At 66.1% G+C, this 16,133-nt stretch carries 17 protein-coding genes; 9 read left to right on the top strand and 8 right to left on the bottom strand.

The genetic code is table 11. The features are described 5' to 3' along the window. Positions 1–17 precede the first annotated feature (17 nt). Positions 18–791: an SDR family NAD(P)-dependent oxidoreductase gene (locus J7I92_RS21720; RefSeq protein WP_214843875.1), complete on the bottom strand. Its 774-nt coding sequence runs from the start codon at positions 789–791 to the stop codon at positions 18–20. A 48-nt stretch (positions 792–839) separates the two neighbouring features. Continuing rightward, complete coding sequence (locus J7I92_RS21715; protein WP_214843874.1) at positions 840–1,664, bottom strand: sugar phosphate isomerase/epimerase; 825 nt, start codon at positions 1,662–1,664, stop codon at positions 840–842. A gap of 204 nt (positions 1,665–1,868) precedes the next feature. Between J7I92_RS21715 and J7I92_RS21710 the strand changes: the two genes are divergently transcribed. The 4 genes from J7I92_RS21710 to J7I92_RS21695 all read left to right on the top strand — a co-directional run bounded on the left by J7I92_RS21710 (position 1,869) and on the right by J7I92_RS21695 (position 5,933). After that, entirely contained in the window at positions 1,869–3,206 is a 1,338-nt protein-coding gene (locus tag J7I92_RS21710) for an MFS transporter (RefSeq protein ID WP_214843873.1), read from the top strand. Positions 3,207–3,242: 36 nt separating this feature from the next. Next, positions 3,243–4,139: a transketolase gene (locus J7I92_RS21705; protein ID WP_214843872.1), complete on the top strand. Its 897-nt coding sequence runs from the start codon at positions 3,243–3,245 to the stop codon at positions 4,137–4,139. Further along, on the top strand, positions 4,136–5,155 hold the full coding sequence (locus J7I92_RS21700; RefSeq protein ID WP_214843871.1) for a transketolase family protein: 1,020 nt from the start codon (positions 4,136–4,138) through the stop codon (positions 5,153–5,155). The genes J7I92_RS21705 and J7I92_RS21700 overlap by 4 nt, the downstream gene beginning before the upstream one ends. Before the next feature lie 118 nt (positions 5,156–5,273). Continuing rightward, on the top strand, positions 5,274–5,933 hold the full coding sequence (locus J7I92_RS21695; protein WP_214843870.1) for a GntR family transcriptional regulator: 660 nt from the start codon (positions 5,274–5,276) through the stop codon (positions 5,931–5,933). 28 nt (positions 5,934–5,961) lie between these two features. Here J7I92_RS21695 and J7I92_RS24075 read toward each other — a convergent pair whose 3' ends face one another. The 4 genes from J7I92_RS24075 to J7I92_RS21680 form a co-directional block, all read right to left on the bottom strand. Then, the gene (locus J7I92_RS24075; RefSeq protein WP_311380458.1) at positions 5,962–6,243 is read right to left on the bottom strand and encodes a DUF4389 domain-containing protein; all 282 of its coding nucleotides are present in this window, start codon (positions 6,241–6,243) and stop codon (positions 5,962–5,964) included. Between the two features lie 26 nt (positions 6,244–6,269). After that, positions 6,270–7,493: a DUF4389 domain-containing protein gene (locus tag J7I92_RS21690; protein WP_251040300.1), complete on the bottom strand. Its 1,224-nt coding sequence runs from the start codon at positions 7,491–7,493 to the stop codon at positions 6,270–6,272. Between the two features lie 27 nt (positions 7,494–7,520). After that, on the bottom strand, positions 7,521–7,922 hold the full coding sequence (locus tag J7I92_RS21685; RefSeq protein ID WP_214843869.1) for a hypothetical protein: 402 nt from the start codon (positions 7,920–7,922) through the stop codon (positions 7,521–7,523). Between the two features lie 344 nt (positions 7,923–8,266). Beyond that, positions 8,267–8,788, bottom strand: coding sequence for a hypothetical protein (locus J7I92_RS21680; RefSeq protein ID WP_214843868.1), 522 nt, complete (start codon positions 8,786–8,788; stop codon positions 8,267–8,269). A gap of 161 nt (positions 8,789–8,949) precedes the next feature. Here J7I92_RS21680 and J7I92_RS21675 point away from each other — a divergent pair, with 161 nt between their 5' ends. From J7I92_RS21675 to J7I92_RS21665, 3 genes are all read left to right on the top strand, one after another. Beyond that, positions 8,950–9,795, top strand: coding sequence for an SRPBCC family protein (locus J7I92_RS21675; protein WP_214843867.1), 846 nt, complete (start codon positions 8,950–8,952; stop codon positions 9,793–9,795). A gap of 197 nt (positions 9,796–9,992) precedes the next feature. Continuing rightward, complete coding sequence (locus J7I92_RS21670; RefSeq protein ID WP_251040306.1) at positions 9,993–11,321, top strand: HNH endonuclease signature motif containing protein; 1,329 nt, start codon at positions 9,993–9,995, stop codon at positions 11,319–11,321. A gap of 565 nt (positions 11,322–11,886) precedes the next feature. Then, positions 11,887–12,504, top strand: a complete 618-nt coding sequence (locus tag J7I92_RS21665) for a uracil-DNA glycosylase (RefSeq protein ID WP_214843863.1) — start codon at positions 11,887–11,889, stop codon at positions 12,502–12,504. Between the two features lie 53 nt (positions 12,505–12,557). Here the strand turns inward: J7I92_RS21665 and J7I92_RS21660 are convergent, their stop codons facing one another. Together J7I92_RS21660 and J7I92_RS21655 are read right to left on the bottom strand one after the other, a co-directional pair. Continuing rightward, entirely contained in the window at positions 12,558–13,787 is a 1,230-nt protein-coding gene (locus tag J7I92_RS21660; RefSeq protein WP_214843861.1) for a type II toxin-antitoxin system HipA family toxin, read from the bottom strand. Beyond that, positions 13,784–14,062 carry a type II toxin-antitoxin system Y4mF family antitoxin gene (locus J7I92_RS21655; protein ID WP_214843859.1) on the bottom strand — a complete coding sequence of 93 codons (279 nt, stop codon included), beginning with the start codon at positions 14,060–14,062 and terminating at the stop codon, positions 13,784–13,786. Before J7I92_RS21655 ends, J7I92_RS21660 begins: the two co-directional genes overlap by 4 nt. Positions 14,063–14,228: 166 nt before the next feature. Here J7I92_RS21655 and J7I92_RS21650 point away from each other — a divergent pair, with 166 nt between their 5' ends. Both J7I92_RS21650 and J7I92_RS21645 read left to right on the top strand, forming a co-directional pair. Continuing rightward, positions 14,229–14,936, top strand: a complete 708-nt coding sequence (locus J7I92_RS21650) for a FadR/GntR family transcriptional regulator (RefSeq protein WP_214843857.1) — start codon at positions 14,229–14,231, stop codon at positions 14,934–14,936. A 37-nt stretch (positions 14,937–14,973) separates the two neighbouring features. After that, positions 14,974–16,032, top strand: a complete 1,059-nt coding sequence (locus tag J7I92_RS21645; protein ID WP_214843855.1) for an asparaginase — start codon at positions 14,974–14,976, stop codon at positions 16,030–16,032. Positions 16,033–16,133: the final 101 nt, after the last annotated feature.

Raw genomic sequence — 16,133 nt, 5'->3', positions numbered from 1 at the left:
GCTGGCCGGGAGGGCTGCTAGTGCATGTGGCTTCCGCCGTTGATGTCGATGGTGGTGCCGGTCAGGTAAGCCGAGTCTTCCGAGGACAGGAAGGTGATGACGGCTGCAACTTCTTCAGTGGTGGCGTTGCGGCCCAGCGGGATGCCGGCGTTGATGGCCGCTTCCTGTTCCTCCGTGCTGCCCACGCGGATGTTGGTGTCCACGGCGCCCGGGGTGATGGCGTTGACGGTGACCCCGGTGGTGCCCAGTTCGCGGGCCAGGGCCTTGGTGAGGCCCAGGATGGCTGCCTTGGCTGCCGAGTAGGGGACCTTGCCGAAGACACCGCCGCCACGCTGCGCGGAGACCGAGGACATGTTGACGATCCGGTCCCAGCCGCTGGCGATCATGTCCGGCAGGAATGCCTTGGTGACCAAGTAGGTGCCGGTGGCGTTGACGTCCATCACCTTGTGCCACAGCTCCAGGGTGGTTTCCAGGAACGGTACCGGGGAGGTGATGCCGGCGATGTTGGCCAGGGCGCCGACGGCGGGAAGGCTTCCGGCGCTGACCTCAGCGGCCACTGCCTTGTACGCGGCATTTACCGAGGCCTCGCTGGCAACGTCGATTTCGTAGCCGAAGGCCGGGACGTTGAATTCGTTGCCGATTTCGGCAGCGACCTTGGCGGACTTCTCGCCGTCGAGGTCCAGGATCACCACCGCCCAGCCCTGGCTGGCGTAGCGGCGTGCGGTGGTGATGCCGATGCCCCGCTCCGAGGTTGCTCCGGTGAGGACGGCGGTGCGCTGGATGGTGGTCATGTGGTGCTCCTTGTAGTGCGTGAGGTGTGTTTTAGGTGAGGCTTTGCTTCAGATGAGGTCGGTGATGAAGCTGGCTGCCTTGGCGGCGGCCGCCGGCCGTTCGTCGTGCGTGACGTCCCGGGTTTCCAGTTCAAGCGAGAAGTGGCCGGTGTAGCCGTCCGCGGCAAGCCGCTTTAGCCCGCCCGCGAAGTCGGCGTTGCCGTTGCCGATGCTGACGTTGATGTTGTCCGGCACGGCGTCACGGAGGTGCACGTGGGCAATGCGGCCTTGATGGCGGTCCAGGTACTCCAGCGGATCCTCGCCGGCGGCGACGATGTGGCTGAAGTCCATGACGATCCCCACGCCGGAACCGTCCAGCCGGCGCGCCAGCGCTTCAGCACGGTCCAGGTTCCAGCAGAACCGCAGGAAGTGCAGGGACTCGGTCCAGAGCTCGACGCCGAACTCCTTAGCGCGCTCACCGGCGTGGATGAGCTGGCCCGCGATCGCGTCCAGGTCCTCGTCGAGGCCCCGGACCGGCTCGTGGGCCAGGGCGCCGCAGGGAAGGACCAGCGCCTTGGCGCCCGTGTTGGCGGTGAGCGTTAACAGCGCCTCGAGGTGACGTTCGCGTGCTGCCCGCTGCCCGGCGCCGAGCACTGCATTAAGGTCCCCGATGTCCCCGTTGACCGAACGGACCAGCAGCCCGGAGGCGGCAACCTGTGCGGCAACGGCTGTTACGGACTCCGGGTCCAGCTCATAAGGAACGTGATCGCAGACGCCCGGCAGGGCACCGAGGTCGATTTCTTCGAAACCCAGCCCGCGGATGGTCCGCAGGGCGGTGCCCAGCTCCTGGTGGCGGAAGCTGATGGAAGAGCAGCCCAGTCGCGAGTTGAACATCTTCGTTGATCCTCTGGTCGGAGTCACCGGCCAGTTACCCCGGTGTGTAGTGATGGGCACCACAGTAACGGCGATCAATGTTAACAGTCAACCCCTGAGGTTGACTGTTGACATAGTAGATGACCTACGTCACACTGGGTCTATCATTTGTTAACCGTCGACAGCGGCGAACCCCCTTCAGCCGCTTTCCGAAAGGGAACCACCATGAGCAAAGATGCTCTGAGCATGCGCGGTCCGGTACACGGCACCAAGGACGCCAAAAGGGTAGCCATCGGCTCCGGCGTCGGCGCCGTGATCGAGACATACGACTTCATCGGATTCGGCACTGCGGCTGCACTGTACTTCGGAACTGCCTTCTTCCCCACCGGCGATCCCGTCACCGGCACGCTGGCCGCGTTCGCCACCCTCGGCGTCGGGTTTGCGGCCCGTCCCATTGGCGGCATCATCGGCGGACACCTGGGCGACAAGCTCGGACGCAAGCCTGTGCTGGTTGCTTCGCTGATCCTGATGGGTGTAGCTACGTTCCTGATTGGCCTCCTTCCCACCTACAGCCAGGTGGGACTGCTCGCTCCGGCTCTGCTGGTCTTCGTCCGCGTCGTCCAGGGCCTGGCCTTCGGCGCGGAGTGGGGTGGTGCCATCCTGATGAGCTACGAGCACGCGCCTTGGAAGGCCAAGGGCAAGTACACCGGCATCGTCCAGGCCGGCTTCCCGGTCGGCCTCCTGCTGGCCAACCTCGTCTTCTTGGTGAGCGTGAACCTTGGCGGCGAGCTCGCCTGGCGCGTTCCGTTCCTGGCCAGCATCGTGCTGGTGGTGGTTGGCCTGATCATCCGTTCCAAGGTTCCCGAGTCCCCCGTCTTTGACGAGGTCAAGGACAGCGGCTCCATAGTCAAGTCCCCCATCGTCGAGGTCATCAAGACCGACTGGCGCAGCATCGTCCGGGGCATCGGCCTGCGCATCGCGGAGACCGCCGGCTACGCCGTGTCCATCACGTACATGATTTCCTACCTGCACACCCAGCACCTCGCAGACAAGACCCAGACCCTGGTGGCCCTCTGCATCGCCTCGGCTATCGGCATCTTCGCCACCATGGCATGCGCCCGCCTCACGGACCGCATCGGCCGCCGGCCACTGTACATCTGGTCCACAGCCTTCGCCCTGCTCTTCGGTATCCCGATGTTCCTGCTGGTGAACACCGGAATGTTCATCTTCGTCATCGCCACCATCGTGATTTCCTACGCCGTCTGCCAGAACTCCCTCGCCGGCGCACAGGGCCCGTGGTTCCCCGAACTCTTCCAGGCCAAGACCCGCGCCTCCGGCGCCAGCCTGGCCTACCAGATCTCCGCCATGGTCTCCGGCTTCACTCCGTTCATCACCACCCTGCTGTTCGTCGCCCTGGGCTGGATGGGCCCCGCCCTCCTCTTCAGCTTCTACGCGGCCATCGGGCTCTGGGCCGCTGTCGCCACCCGGGAAACCTGGGGCAAGCGTGAACGGCAGCTCGCAGATGAAGCCACCAAAAGCACACCCAACACGGTGAGCGTCTAAATGACCGCCACACACGGAACGAACACGGAGTCAGTAATGCCAGTACAAACCGTCCAGGACCGCGCCGCGCAGAACGGGGTGACAAAGGAGCGGGTCGAGAAGATCAGTGCCGCGGCCTACCGGATCCGGCACCATGCCCTGAACATGGGCGAGGTCCAGGGCCAGGGCTACGTCGGCCAGGCGCTCGGCGCGGCGGACATGCTGGCCACCGTGTACGGCGACCAGCTCCGGTTCCGGGCCGAGGATCCGCACTGGAATGCGCGGGACCGGTTCCTGCTCTCCACCGGGCACTACGCGATCGGCCACTACGCGGCCCTGGCCGAAGCCGGCATCGTGCCGGTGGAGGAACTGGAGACTTACGGTTCGGATGATTCGCGGCTGCCGATGTCCGGGATGTCCACGTACACTCCGGGCATGGAAGTCTCGGGCGGCTCGTTGGGTCACGGCCTGACCATCGCGGTGGGCATGGCCTTGGGCCTGCGGTACCAGGGCTCGGGTTCGCGGGTGTTCAACTTCCTTTCCGACGGTGAACTGGACGAGGGCTCCACGTGGGAGGCGGCCATGGGCGCGCACCACCACCAGCTGGGCAACCTGACCGCGATGGTGGACATCAACGCGCTGCAGGCCGACGGCAAGACGGACACGGTGCTCCGCACCGAGCCGGTCACCGAGAAGTGGGAATCATTCGGCTGGTACACCCAGCGGGTGGACGGCAACAACATGGCCGAACTCCTGCAGGCCTTCGACAACGCTGCGGCCCAGGCGGCCGCCGTCGGGCGTCCTTCGGTGATCCTGTGCGACACGAAGGTGGGCCGCGGCGTGCCGCTGCTCGAGGACCGGGAAAAGGCGCATTTCATGCGCATCGAAGAACACGAATGGCAGACCTGCCGCGAGCAACTGACCGCCGGATACGAAGGAAAGGCTGCCCGATGAGCACCACAGCAGTCAAGGGCCCCGCCGTGACAAGCGCCGCCCCCAAGCTCAAGACGTCCGCGATGATCGCGTCCTTCGCGGACCCCGGCCAGAAGACTGCGTCCGCGCCGTTCGGGCACGCCCTGGTGAAAGCCGCGCAGGAGAACGACAAAATCGTTGGCCTCACCGCGGACCTCGGCAAGTACACGGACATGCACATCTTCGCCAAGGCCTTCCCGGAGCGGTTCTTCCAGATGGGCATGGCGGAGCAGCTGCTCTTCGGCGCAGCCGCCGGTCTGGCAGAAACCGGGCTGGTGCCGTTCGCCTCCACCTACTCGGTGTTCGCGGCACGCCGCGCCTACGACTTCCTCTGCCTCGACGCCGCGGAACCGAACCTGAACGTGAACATCGTGGGCGGCCTGCCGGGCCTGACCACCGGCTACGGCCCCAGCCACCAGGCCACCGAGGACATGGCGATCTTCCGCGGCATGCCCAACCTGACGATCGTGGACCCCTGCGACTCCATCGACATCGAGCAGGCCGTCCCGCAACTGGCCGCCAGCGACGGGCCCACCTACCTGCGCCTGCTGCGCGGCAACGTCCCCACCGTCCTGGATGAGTACGGCTACACGTTCGAGCTCGGCAAGGCCAAGGTCCTGCGCGGCGGCAACGACGTCGTGTTCATCTCCAGCGGGCTGATGACCATGCGGGCCCTGCAGGCAGCCAAGGCGCTGGCCGAACACAACGTCGACGTCGCCGTCGTCCACACCCCCACCATCAAACCCTTCGACGCCGCCACCGTCCTGGCCGAGGTCAACACGGACCGGCTCGCGGTGACGCTGGAGAACCACAGCGTAATCGGCGGGCTGTTCGAAACCGTTGCATCCGCCGTCGTGACCGCCGGGCTCGGCAAGCGCGTGGTTCCCGTAGCACTGCCGGACGAGTTCCTCGATGCCGGCGCGCTGCCCACACTGCACGAACGCTACGGCCTCTCCGTCCAGCGGATCGTTGCCAAGGTCCTCGCCGAACTCGGCTAAGCCCGGAGATGCCAGAAGCGCGGAACGGGCACGAGCTTGTTCCGCGCTTCTGCCGTAGTATCAACAGTTAACATACCGAAGGTAAACAGTCGACCACTGACATGAAGGAAGTACCTCGATGGCCGGAGCAACAGCACCCCTGCTGGGACTGGAAAAGAAGAGCCTTCGCGAGCAGGCGCTTTCCGCGCTGCGCACCGCCATCACCAGCGGCGAGCTTGCACCCGGCAGGCACCTGGTGGAAACCGAGCTGTCGGACATGCTCCAGATCAGCCGCGGAACACTCCGCGAGGCCCTGCGCCAGCTCGAACAGGAAGGCCTGCTGTCCGCCGGCCCCCGCGGGCGCCTTTCCGTCCGGCACCTCGATGCCAAGGAAATCCGGGACATCTACTCCGTCCGGGCGGCCCTGGAATCCCTGGCCGCCCGCACCCTGTGCGAGCTCCCGGAGCGCCAGCACGTCATCAGCTCGCTTCGTGCGGCCATCGATGCCATGCAGGCCGCAACCAAGGGCAGCCTCGAGGACCGCATCGAGTCAGACCTGGAGTTCCACCGCACCATGTGCCGCCTGACCGGCAACGAGACCCTCCTCCATTCATGGGAATCACTGGAAGGTTCCATCCGGATGTCCATTATGTTCGCGGGCCTGGAAAAAGGCGTCAGCAACATGAGCGTTGACCGCCACCACGACATTGTGGCCGCAATCGAAACCGGCGACGCGTCGCTGGCCCGCAAGACCATCCGCGAACACATGGACAGCGCAGCCGACAACCTGGTGGCTTAGCAGGCCGGTTGGCTCTGGCCGGGGAAGATTACCCCCGAGGCGGCGGGGTCGGCGGCGGTCCTGCTTGCGGCTGCCCTGGCGGCGAGGATGGCGAAGCCGGAACCGGCGGCGGATAGCTGCCGGACGGCTGGTAGCCGCCTGCCGGCGGCAGCGCGCCGGCCGGATCCGTCGGGCCCATGTCGAGGCGGAACGGCGGGTACTCGTCCCGCATCAGGGCGACGTAGGCGATGACGCGGTATACCCAGCGGTTCAGGCCAAGGAGCAGGTCGAACAGGCTGTGGAGGTAGCTCCCGGTGAAAAGCAGGATCACACCCGCGATAAGGGTCAGGAGTCCAATCAGCGAAATGCCGTTCCCGGTGACGTAGCGGGACCCGTTACCCGCCCGTCGTCGTCGGACGCTACCCACGTGCGCGTGGTGGCGGCCAGCACAGCCACGACCAGCAGGTGCGGGATGGCCAGCAGCCAGGACTTGACCAGCACCAGGCCGCGGGAGAGATGGTCCGGATAGTCCACGTCGAAGTCTGCCGGATAGTCCGTGCGGGCCAGGGTGAACGGCGGGTAGCGGTCGGTGCCGATCGCCGTGAACGCGTAGAAGGAGACCCGCCAGCTCCAGCGGAGCACACCCACGTTGAAGTTGAACAGCGAGCGCGGGTAGCGGGCCGTGAACAGGATGGCGAACCAGGCCACGATGGTGGTGATGATCAGGGCAAACCACAAGAAGAACAGGACGATGATGTGCGGGATGGCCAGGAACCACTTGACCAGCCACATTCCCCGGGACAGGGCAGGATCAAGGCGCCCGTTCAGGCGCGCCGGATAGAAACCGGTATCCCACGCCCCTGCCGCCACGGGAGCGCCGGCTCCGGTCCGAGCGCCGGCCGGCGGGCCGTGCCTGCCGAGCCCTGCGGCGCCGGCCACAATCAGCGGCACCCCCACCGCCAGCAGGACGATGCCGCTGACCAGGAGCCCGATGAAGACCGGCCACAACAGATCGGACCGGACCCCTGCCTGCAGATCCACCGAAACCGGGGTCCCGCCGTCGGCGTTCATAACCACCACGGCCCAGCGACCCGCCCGCAGGTCCCACTCGATCTGCTGGGTACCCGTTCCCTGGGCTGACGCGGACCAGAACGTTTGGGTCGCCGGGGCAGCGGGTACGGCGTCGCCCGGGGTTTCCCGGTACTCGGCGTGGAACGGGGAGAAGTCGGCATCGCTGAGCTCTGAATGCCGAACGTTGGCAAGATAGCGGGCCACGTCCTCCTGCGGTCCTATGCCGATGAAGATCTGCTGCCCCGACGCAGCAGTTCCGCGCAGCAGCACCCGGCCTGCGCTGTCCACCGGGAGGAGGTCCGGCAGTTCATCGTCGATCAGGACGTTCAGGCCCGGTGACGAGATGGCCCGGGTGGCCACGTCGTAACGTTCCGTTGGCGTGGTGAAGTATCCGTTGTCGCGCTGCTGGAAGTTGACCCATCCCACTGCGCCGGCCGCCGTCAGCAGTCCCAGCCCCATCAGGGCGGCGAGGGTGCCGAGCACCAGCATGACGATCCGGCCTGGCTTCATAACCGGCCGGTCCTTTCCTGGCTCGTGTCAGGCGTGCTCCCGCACCCTGTGGATGAGGACCGGGTCCATGATCTGGACATGGCACGGCACCTGCGAACTATCCACACCCGTCGACAGCCTGGACAGCCGGGCACATTCATGGAGTTGCTCCAGCGCAGATTCGGTCACCCGCGCCCGGGTGAGGTCGATGGTGAGAGCGTTGCCGTGCAGCAACGAGATGGTCCGCCGCGCGACGATATACAACGCCCGGAGGTTCGCTCCGGTGACAACGCCGCGGACTTCGATGCGCGCAGCTTCCAGGTCCGCCTCGATGCGGACGACGATTTTGAGCCGGTGGTCCGAGTGTTCGTAGTGCGTGGTGGAAACGGCCCCATGATGGGAGAGAACGGTAGGGCGTGTACCCAGGGCGGTTCGGGCGTGCTGATTCATGAGGCCTTGGTCTCCTGCTATGTCCGGGAGGCGCGCGGCGCCGTCCCTTCCCCAATGGTGTAGCGAGACCTGTGGTGCGGGCTGAAGAATCTCCCTCCCCGAGGTGCGTGCGTTGACCAACACGCGCATGAGAAACCCCACAACAAACAATGACGGCTCCGCCACGCCTGCGTAAGGGACGAAAGTCCCGAATCCGGGAGCCTGAGTAGCCTGTTCGTATGCCACACGGCACCCGAACTCGTCCTCGCCTCGGAGAGGCGGCCAGGAAGGCTGCCGCGCGCGGGGTTTACCCCTTGAGGGCGCGAACGGACACTTAAGCCCCCAACCGGCCGCCCACCGTCGTACTACCCCTTGACCCGGGCCTGCACCAGGTTGGCGAACGGCAGCCGGCCGTATTGCTGGACGAACGCCGCGTGCAATTCTGCTTCGACCGCGCTCAGCCCGCCCGCGGGCAGCGGCTCTGCGGGTAGCTCTTTCCAGGCGATGATCAGGGCCTTGGTGTTGGCGAGCTGCCAGATAAGCCGCCCGTCCCAGTGGCCCGGGGGTTTGCCCTTGCCGAAATCCATGAATTCCTGGATCTGCCGGCGCAGGCCACGGTTGCCCTTGCTTCCGGATCCGGCCTTTCCGATGTAAAGAACGTCCGCGGCGTCGACCCACTCGGCGGTGAGCTTTTCGGCCGGGAGCGAGGGGTCCTTCTTCTTGAATACGCCTGCCGTGCTCCTGGCCAGAAATTGCGGTTGGAAGCCATCCGGCCGGAGCACCGCGAAGATCCCCGGGGCCTGCGGAATCCGGTTGATCTCGACTTCTGCGAAGGTCCTGAATCCCGCGAATCCCTCGGTTCTCAGCGACCGCTTGTCCACGTTCATTGCTTGGATCCTTGGTTCGGGAAGTCTTTCAACGGCGGCCGCTGTCAAGGAAACTCTAGCCGGGCAGCTCAGTCGAAGTTATAGTAAGCATACTGATGACTTGATGTGGACATCGTCATCGTCAGGCCCAGTTCGAAACCATTCCAGCCAAAGGAGACACCATGAGCACGAAGGTTGAGAAGCGCATTCTGGTCAATGTCCCGGTAAGCACGGCATACAACCAGTGGACCCAGTTCGAGGAATTTCCGCATTTCATGGGAGGCGTCAAAAGCGTTACGCAGTTGAGCGATGACCGCATTGAATGGGTCGCCGAAATCGCAGGCGTACGCAGGCAGTGGGAAGCGAAGATCCTGGAGCAGGTCCCGGATCGAAAAGTTGCCTGGGCTGCCACCGAAGGGGCGACAAACGCCGGCGCCGTGACGTTCGAAGACCTTGGCGGAGGCCAGACCTCGGTCCAACTGACGCTCGAGTACGAGCCCGAGGGCATCGTGGAAAAAGTCGGTGACAAGCTGAACGTTGTCGAACGCCAGGTCGAAGGGGACCTCCAGAGGTTCAAGGAGTTCATCGAGGATGAGGGCTACGCCAGTGGCGCCTGGCGCGGGACCGTCGGCGGGGGTGCGGCTATCGGCACGCCCGGGGTCGACGCCGCCGCTGCATCGCGCGGCGATTCCGGCAAGGCGGGCGTTTCCGGAAAGATGGCGGCCGGAGTAGGAGTCGCTGCGGCAGCGGCAGTCGGCGCAGCCGCAGCCATGCGCGGGGATGACACCAGGACCGAAACCACTCCTACCGTAGTACCCGCGGAGACGACTCCCGTTGTTCCCACGACCGCCGTGCCTGCCGACCGGCCCGTGGGTGAGCCGTTTGACCAGACCAACGGCCTGGTCGACTTCGAAGGCGACTCCGACGGGACCGTTGTCAGCGACACCGCAAGTGCTGCGGAGCGCAAAGGAGACGTAGACCGCGACGGCGGCCTGCCGCCCGCAGGGGGAACCCTCGGCCAGCACTAGATGTGTAGGCCCCATCGGGCATAGTGCGAAACAGACCCCCGGCGCGAACGCCGGGGGTCTGTTTGCTGTTTTTTAAGTGAGGGATGGTCCGTCCACGGGGACCTCGCTTTATTGTCGGGGGTCGCGGGGAGACTTGATTCATGGACGGCAATGAGGGGCCGGTGGTTCCGGCAGCAGGGCCGGGGGCGGCCGCGGAGATGATCCGGGCGCTTTCGGTGCTGCCCCTTGCCGGGGATTCGGCCGGGCTGATTGAGGAGCTCCGGATCCTTGAAGACCTGAAATCGGCTGCCGCGGCGAGGGAGGCCCGGGTCACGGTCGCCTTCGATCTTCAGCAGCGTCATGAACAGTCCGACGCCGGTGTCCCGGCGGATCAGCTCGGAGCCGGTGTCGCAGCGCAGGTGGCGCTGGCGCGGCGCGAATCCCCCGCTAAGGGTGGCCGGCTTCTGGGCCTGGCGAAGGCACTCGTGGCCGAGATGCCGCGAACTCTCGCGGCCCTGGAGGCCGGGGAGCTCAATGAATGGCGTGCCACGCTGCTGGTGCGCGAGACCGCGTGCCTGTCCGCGGTGGACCGCTGCGCGGTCGATGAAGAACTCGCCCCCGACAGGGGAACGTTCACCGGTGCCGGTGACCGTGCGGTGGTCGCAGCGGCCCGGGCGGCCGCGTATCGGCGCGATGCCCGGTCGGTCACCGAACGGGCCGGCCGCGCCGCCACGGAACGGCACGTCAGTCTCCGGCCGGCCCCGGATACGATGTGCTACCTCACGGCCCTGCTGCCGGTCGCCGAGGGCGTCGCCGCTTACGCGGCGCTGACCCGGTCCGCTGAGGCACAGCGCGGCTCCGGGGACGCCCGCTCCCGGGGCCAGGTGATGGCCGATGACCTGGTCGAACGCATCACCGGGACTCCCGGCGGTGTCAGCGGCGTCGAGATCCAGCTCGTCATGACCGACCGCACCCTCTTCCAGTGCGACAACGAACCCGCCCGGCTGCCCGGCTACGGCACCGTCCCCGCCGGCTGGGCCCGGACGGCGGTCAATTCGAGCCAGGACAGTGGCCTGAACATCTGGCTGCGGAGGCTGTACACCGCCCCGGGCAGCGGTGAGCTCGTGGGCATGGATTCCCGGGCCCGGCTGTTCCCGCCGGGGCTGCGCCGCTTCATCCAGGCCAGGGATGACACCTGCCGCACACCGTACTGCGGCGCCCCCATCCGGCACCTGGACCATATTGTTCCCTGGCATGACGGCGGGACAACGAGCCAGGACAACGGCGCCGGGCTGTGCGAAGCGTGCAACCACACCAAAGAGGCTGCGGGCTGGAGCGCCAGACCCGTCCCGGGAGCCAGGCACTCGGTGGAGATCCGGACGCCAACCGGCCACAGCTACCGCTCCACGGCACCACCCCTGCCCGGCACACCCCTGAGTGCGTTCGCCGAGCCGGGATCCCGCCGAAGACACGACCTCCGACACCGGGCCAAGACAGCGATGCTGAAACGCGTCAGGCGAACATATGCGGCTGCTGCTGCGGCCTGACGACTGGCCTGCGTTGCAGTAATTGCGCACGCCCGATGAGCCGGCGACGCGCGGTCGACCGGCTCCGCGCCCCAACTGCGCGAACTCCTGGCGGCGGAAAACATCAACGGTCAGCGAACTTTGTAACGCGAGGAAGCCAACCGAATCATCCGTCGTCGTTCATAGGCGTAGGCGTCCGTTTGATGGCACAGGGAGCTGCCTTACGACTTTGTGCGCCTTGCCGAACACGACTATTCCTGTCGGCGCACCGTATCGAGTCACGATGGTTGAGGCGTTCCTGCGTAAATTTGGCACCCAAAGGGGATGACGTTCCTTGCAGTTACAAGCAGAAGCGATAGACGGCACTGTCATTGCAGCACGAGAATGACACGCTTCGGACCAACCTTCTGGACGATCATCTGGGCCAGCATCCGACAGTCTCAGGAGCTGACACTGTTCACGCCCACGTTTTCAGAAGACTGACTGCCGCGCGGCTCCTGGCCTCTTCCAAAACCACAACCCCGGCCAAAAGCGTAGAGTGGGACCAGACGCCTGATTCTGGACGCCGTGTGCTGAGGGAGAAATCGTGACGATTGACTGGGACGAAAAAAAGGCCCTGCTGCAGGAACCGAACATCGCTGCTGTGACCCAGCTTTGCGACGAACTTATGGAAAAGAAGCCGGGCTCCGTAGTCCCGTACATCGACCCCGTCCATGACGAGGACGAATGCAGAATCGTCAGCCTCCATGTCAGCCCCGGCAAAGGCACCGAATCGGGCTTCGTTTCGCACTTCAATGACGATGAAGCAGCCCGGCGGGCCACGTCGATCTACGAAATCGTGGAACTCGACCCCCGTTACGTCATGCCGTGGAACGCCTACCCCTGGGTGCGCGACCCCGACCTGCCATCGGCCCTCAATGTCCAGGAGAAGACGGACGGCCTGCGGCCCTTCCGCCAGTTCCTGAAGATCAACAAGCGGGTCTCGGCCATCATTGCCCACGGCACGGACGCCCAGACCTTCCTGACCCTCTTCGAAAAGACGTACCACCAGTCCCTGAGGAATTCCGGGATCAAAATCTACAAGGCCAGCGCCCTCGGCGGCCGGGCCTTCGCGGTCTCCGCGAACAAGCAGGAAGAGCTGCTGAGCAAGAACATCGAAATCTACAAAGACGCGATGCAGCGGGCTGGGATCCAGCACCTTTAGATAGCGCCCGACTAGGTAACGCCCGACGGCGGGCCTCGCCTCAGGCAGCAAGCTCACCCCTCAAGCAACCGCCGGCGGTGCTTGAGCTCCTTAAGCCATGACCGGGTGACTTGCGCCGGAAACGGCGAGGCGCCGTCGTCGTTCGTTCCCGCAAAGGCCGTGCCCGATTCCAAGTCGGCCACCAGCGGGCCCGAAGCCTTCAGTCCCAGCTCCAGGACCTGCACCGCCGCGCGCTCCGCCAGCCCCAGGCCGGTGGCCCAGCCAAGAAAATGCCGCCGTGAGATCCCGGTCCGCTTGCCGTCGAGGGTGAGGGCGAGCGTCTTGTCCCCGTAAACCACCGTGGAGGGGATGTCATAGACCGGGGCGACCGCCCACTCCCCCGACGGCTGCTGCACCATCGACACATTCTTGGCGTGCAGATCGCCGTTCCCGCTCAGCCACGCGAACGCCGCCTGGATGGCCAGGTTCCGGAGTGCCGGCAGCGGCGCGGCGCAGTACTCCGCGAGGGCGTGGCACACCGGCCCGTAGCCCACGTTGTACTTATCCGCGGGATACAGCCCCAAAACCTGGGCACCATCCTCGACGGCAAGCCGCTGCACCGCTCCCTGCGAACCTCCCGCCAAGGGAATCCGGTCAAAGCGCTCCACGAGGAGCCCCGGCCGGCCGCCGACGTCCCTGATCAGCCGCACTTTGCTCAACGGAATCCGCAGCTTCGCCGCATACCGGAACATCACGAACTCGTTCTCCACCACGTGCGGGAATTCCGGCGCATTGAGCTTGAGGATGTAGCGCCGGCCGGCACTTGCCACGGGCATTGAGATCATCCCCGCGGACAACTTGTCCTGCACGCCGGCGAGGGCCACGGGGTCGATCAGCCCGGAATCGCCCAGCAATGCGTCAAAGTCGACAGGCGTCTTCGGATTGAGCTCAACGGCGTGCTCGTCCGGGTCGAGGGGCTCGCCGTGCCCCACGATCTGCACGTCGCCCACCGGATTGGCGCCCGCCACAATCAGGAGGGAGAGCTCGTCGTCCACACTGGTTTTAACCGACCGCCGCAGCGCGTTCAACCGCCGGCCCTCCGGCAGCAGCCCCGTGAAGTAGGGCGGTGCGGCACCGGCCGCGGACAACACCGGTTCGGTACTTAATGGAAGGGAACTGGCGACGGCGGGACCTCCCGACGCGAGGTACGCCGGAAGATAGCTGAACCTGGTACCGCCCTCGTGCCGCTCAAGCCGCGCGGCCAGGACGCCCGCCTTGTAAACGTCCGCGACGCGGTGCCTCATGGCCGGTTCTCCGGCAGCGGCTTGCCAGCAGAACGCGTGCCACCAATCGCGCGCGCTGCGGCCCGGGTCCGCGTCGTCAGCTGAAGCTCCAGCCCGAGCGTCTCAAGCAACGCCAGGAGCGAATCCAGCTGCACGCTCCGCTTCCCCTGCTCAACAAAGCGGACGAAGCGCTCCGAGACTCCTGCGAGCTGGGCGAGGTCATGCTGGGTGAGGCGCAGGGCTGCACGGCGGCCGCGGACCTCAGCGGCGAGCCGGTCAGTAAACGCATCCGTCATCCGGGTCCTCCCGATAGGCACGAACGTGCCGATATATTCCTACCTCTCATTGTATAAATCAAAAGGGGGGCCGGTACAGCCTCTTTTCGGAACGAACGTGCCGGGCCGCACCTGAGAGCACAAGCGCCCAATTGACACCACCTGTGACCCGTGCCATATTTTAAGCGTGAACCTGTCAGACAGCCGGACAGCAGGACAGCCCGGAGCCGCACCCCTCGCCCGCCTTAGCGCGGCCGAAGCCGTCTTCAACGTCCTCCGCGCGGACATCGAATCCGGCAAGCTCGAGGTCGGCACCAAGCTGAGCTCCGAAGCAACCCTCGCCCAGCAGTACGGGGTGAGCCGTTCGGTCGTCCGTGAGGCACTGCGCTCGTGCAACGCCCTCGGCCTGACCACAACCAAGACCGGCCGCGGCACCTTCGTTGTGGCCAGCCGGGTGGCCAAGGACCTGGTGCTTGGACAGTATTCCGCTCTGGACCTCACTGAGGCCCGCCCGCACATCGAAGTCCCGGCCGCCGGCCTCGCCGCCCAACGGCGCACCCCCGAGCAACTCGAAGGCCTGCGCGATATCGTCACTGCCATGGCCGCAGAGGATGACCCCGAAGCCTGGGTGGCCCTCGACTCGAGCTTCCACGCAGCCATCGCCCGCGCCAGCCACAACAAGGTGTTCGAAAACGTGGTCTCGGATATCCGGGACGCCCTGGCCCACCAGTCTGAAACCCTCAACATGGTGGCCGACCGCCAGCACGCCTCCGACCAGGAACACCAACGGATCCTCGCCGCCATCGAATCGGGCAACGCCGAAGAGGCCAGCGCCGCCATGCAGGAGCACCTGCGCGCCGTGGGCGTTGCCCTCGACTCCATCCTCAGCCAGTAACCGCACCACACCCAGCCACCGATACACCAAGGACTCCATGCTCTCCCCAGCCCTGCCCGCCCACGCCCACGCTCCGGTGCGGACCCCGGACCAGCCGGACGCCACAGCGTTGCCGCAGCACACCCCTCTGGCCGTGCAGATCCGCGACGGTCTTGTGGAAAGCATCCACTACGGTTCGGTGATCGCCACCGCCCTGGACGAATCCGCCGACGGAGGCCTCCGCACGCTGCTCTCCGCGGGTGACCCGCTGGCGACCTTCTACCCGCGGTCCTCGCTCAAGCCGCTGCAGGCCGTGGCCATGGTCAAAGCCGGCCTTGACCTACCCGCCGACCTCCTGGCCCTCACCGCCGCCAGCCACTCCGGAGCCGCGGTACACCGGGAGGGCGCGCTCCGCATCCTCGAAACCCACGGGCTCACGGCCGACGCCTTGGAGAACAGCACCGACTTCCCCTACGGACCGGACGAACGGGAAGAATGGATCCGCGCCGGCGGGAAATCCACGCAGCTGACCCAGAACTGCTCCGGCAAACACGCCGCCATGGCCGCAACGTGCGTCATCAACGGCTGGCCGGTCCGCGGCTACCTCAATCCCGAACACCCCCTCCAGCAGCTCGTGGCCCGGACAGTCCGGGAACTCACCGGCGAAGAGCCCGAGCGCACCAGCACCGACGGCTGCGGCACTCCCCTGTTCGCACTCACCCTCCGCGGCATGGCCCGCGCGTTCGGCCGCCTTGCCGCCGCAGTGGTGACAGACCCCGACGGCCCGGAAGCCGTCGTCGGCCGCGCCATGATGCAGCACCCCGAGATGGTGGCGGGCGAAGGCCGCGACGTCACCGATCTCATGCGCCTGCTCCCCGGCGCAGTGGCCAAGGACGGCTTCGAGGGCGTCCAGCTCGTGGGGCTGCCGGACGGCCGTGCCGTCGCAGTAAAGATTTCCGACGGCGGGGACCGCGCCCGCATGCCCGTCACCGTCCGCGCACTGGAAGCGCTCGACGTCGACACCGCACCGCTGGCGGGTATCGCCACCGGAGCCGTCCTGGGCGGCGGCCGCCACGTGGGAACACTGACGGCCACCGACTTCCTCCCGGCAACCTAGCCGCCCGCCACTCCGCCACCGTCCGCCAGCCACGCTTCCCGAGGATTCCCATGACCGAAACCGTATCCCCCGCCGCCTTCCGTTCCGAACATGATTTGTTG

Origin of the sequence: Arthrobacter sp. ISL-72 (assembly GCF_018613755.1) — a bacterium.
Classification (GTDB): Bacteria; Actinomycetota; Actinomycetes; order Actinomycetales; family Micrococcaceae; genus Arthrobacter.
Note: the sequence above shows the minus strand (reverse complement) of the source record. Positions and strands in the feature narration are given on the sequence as shown.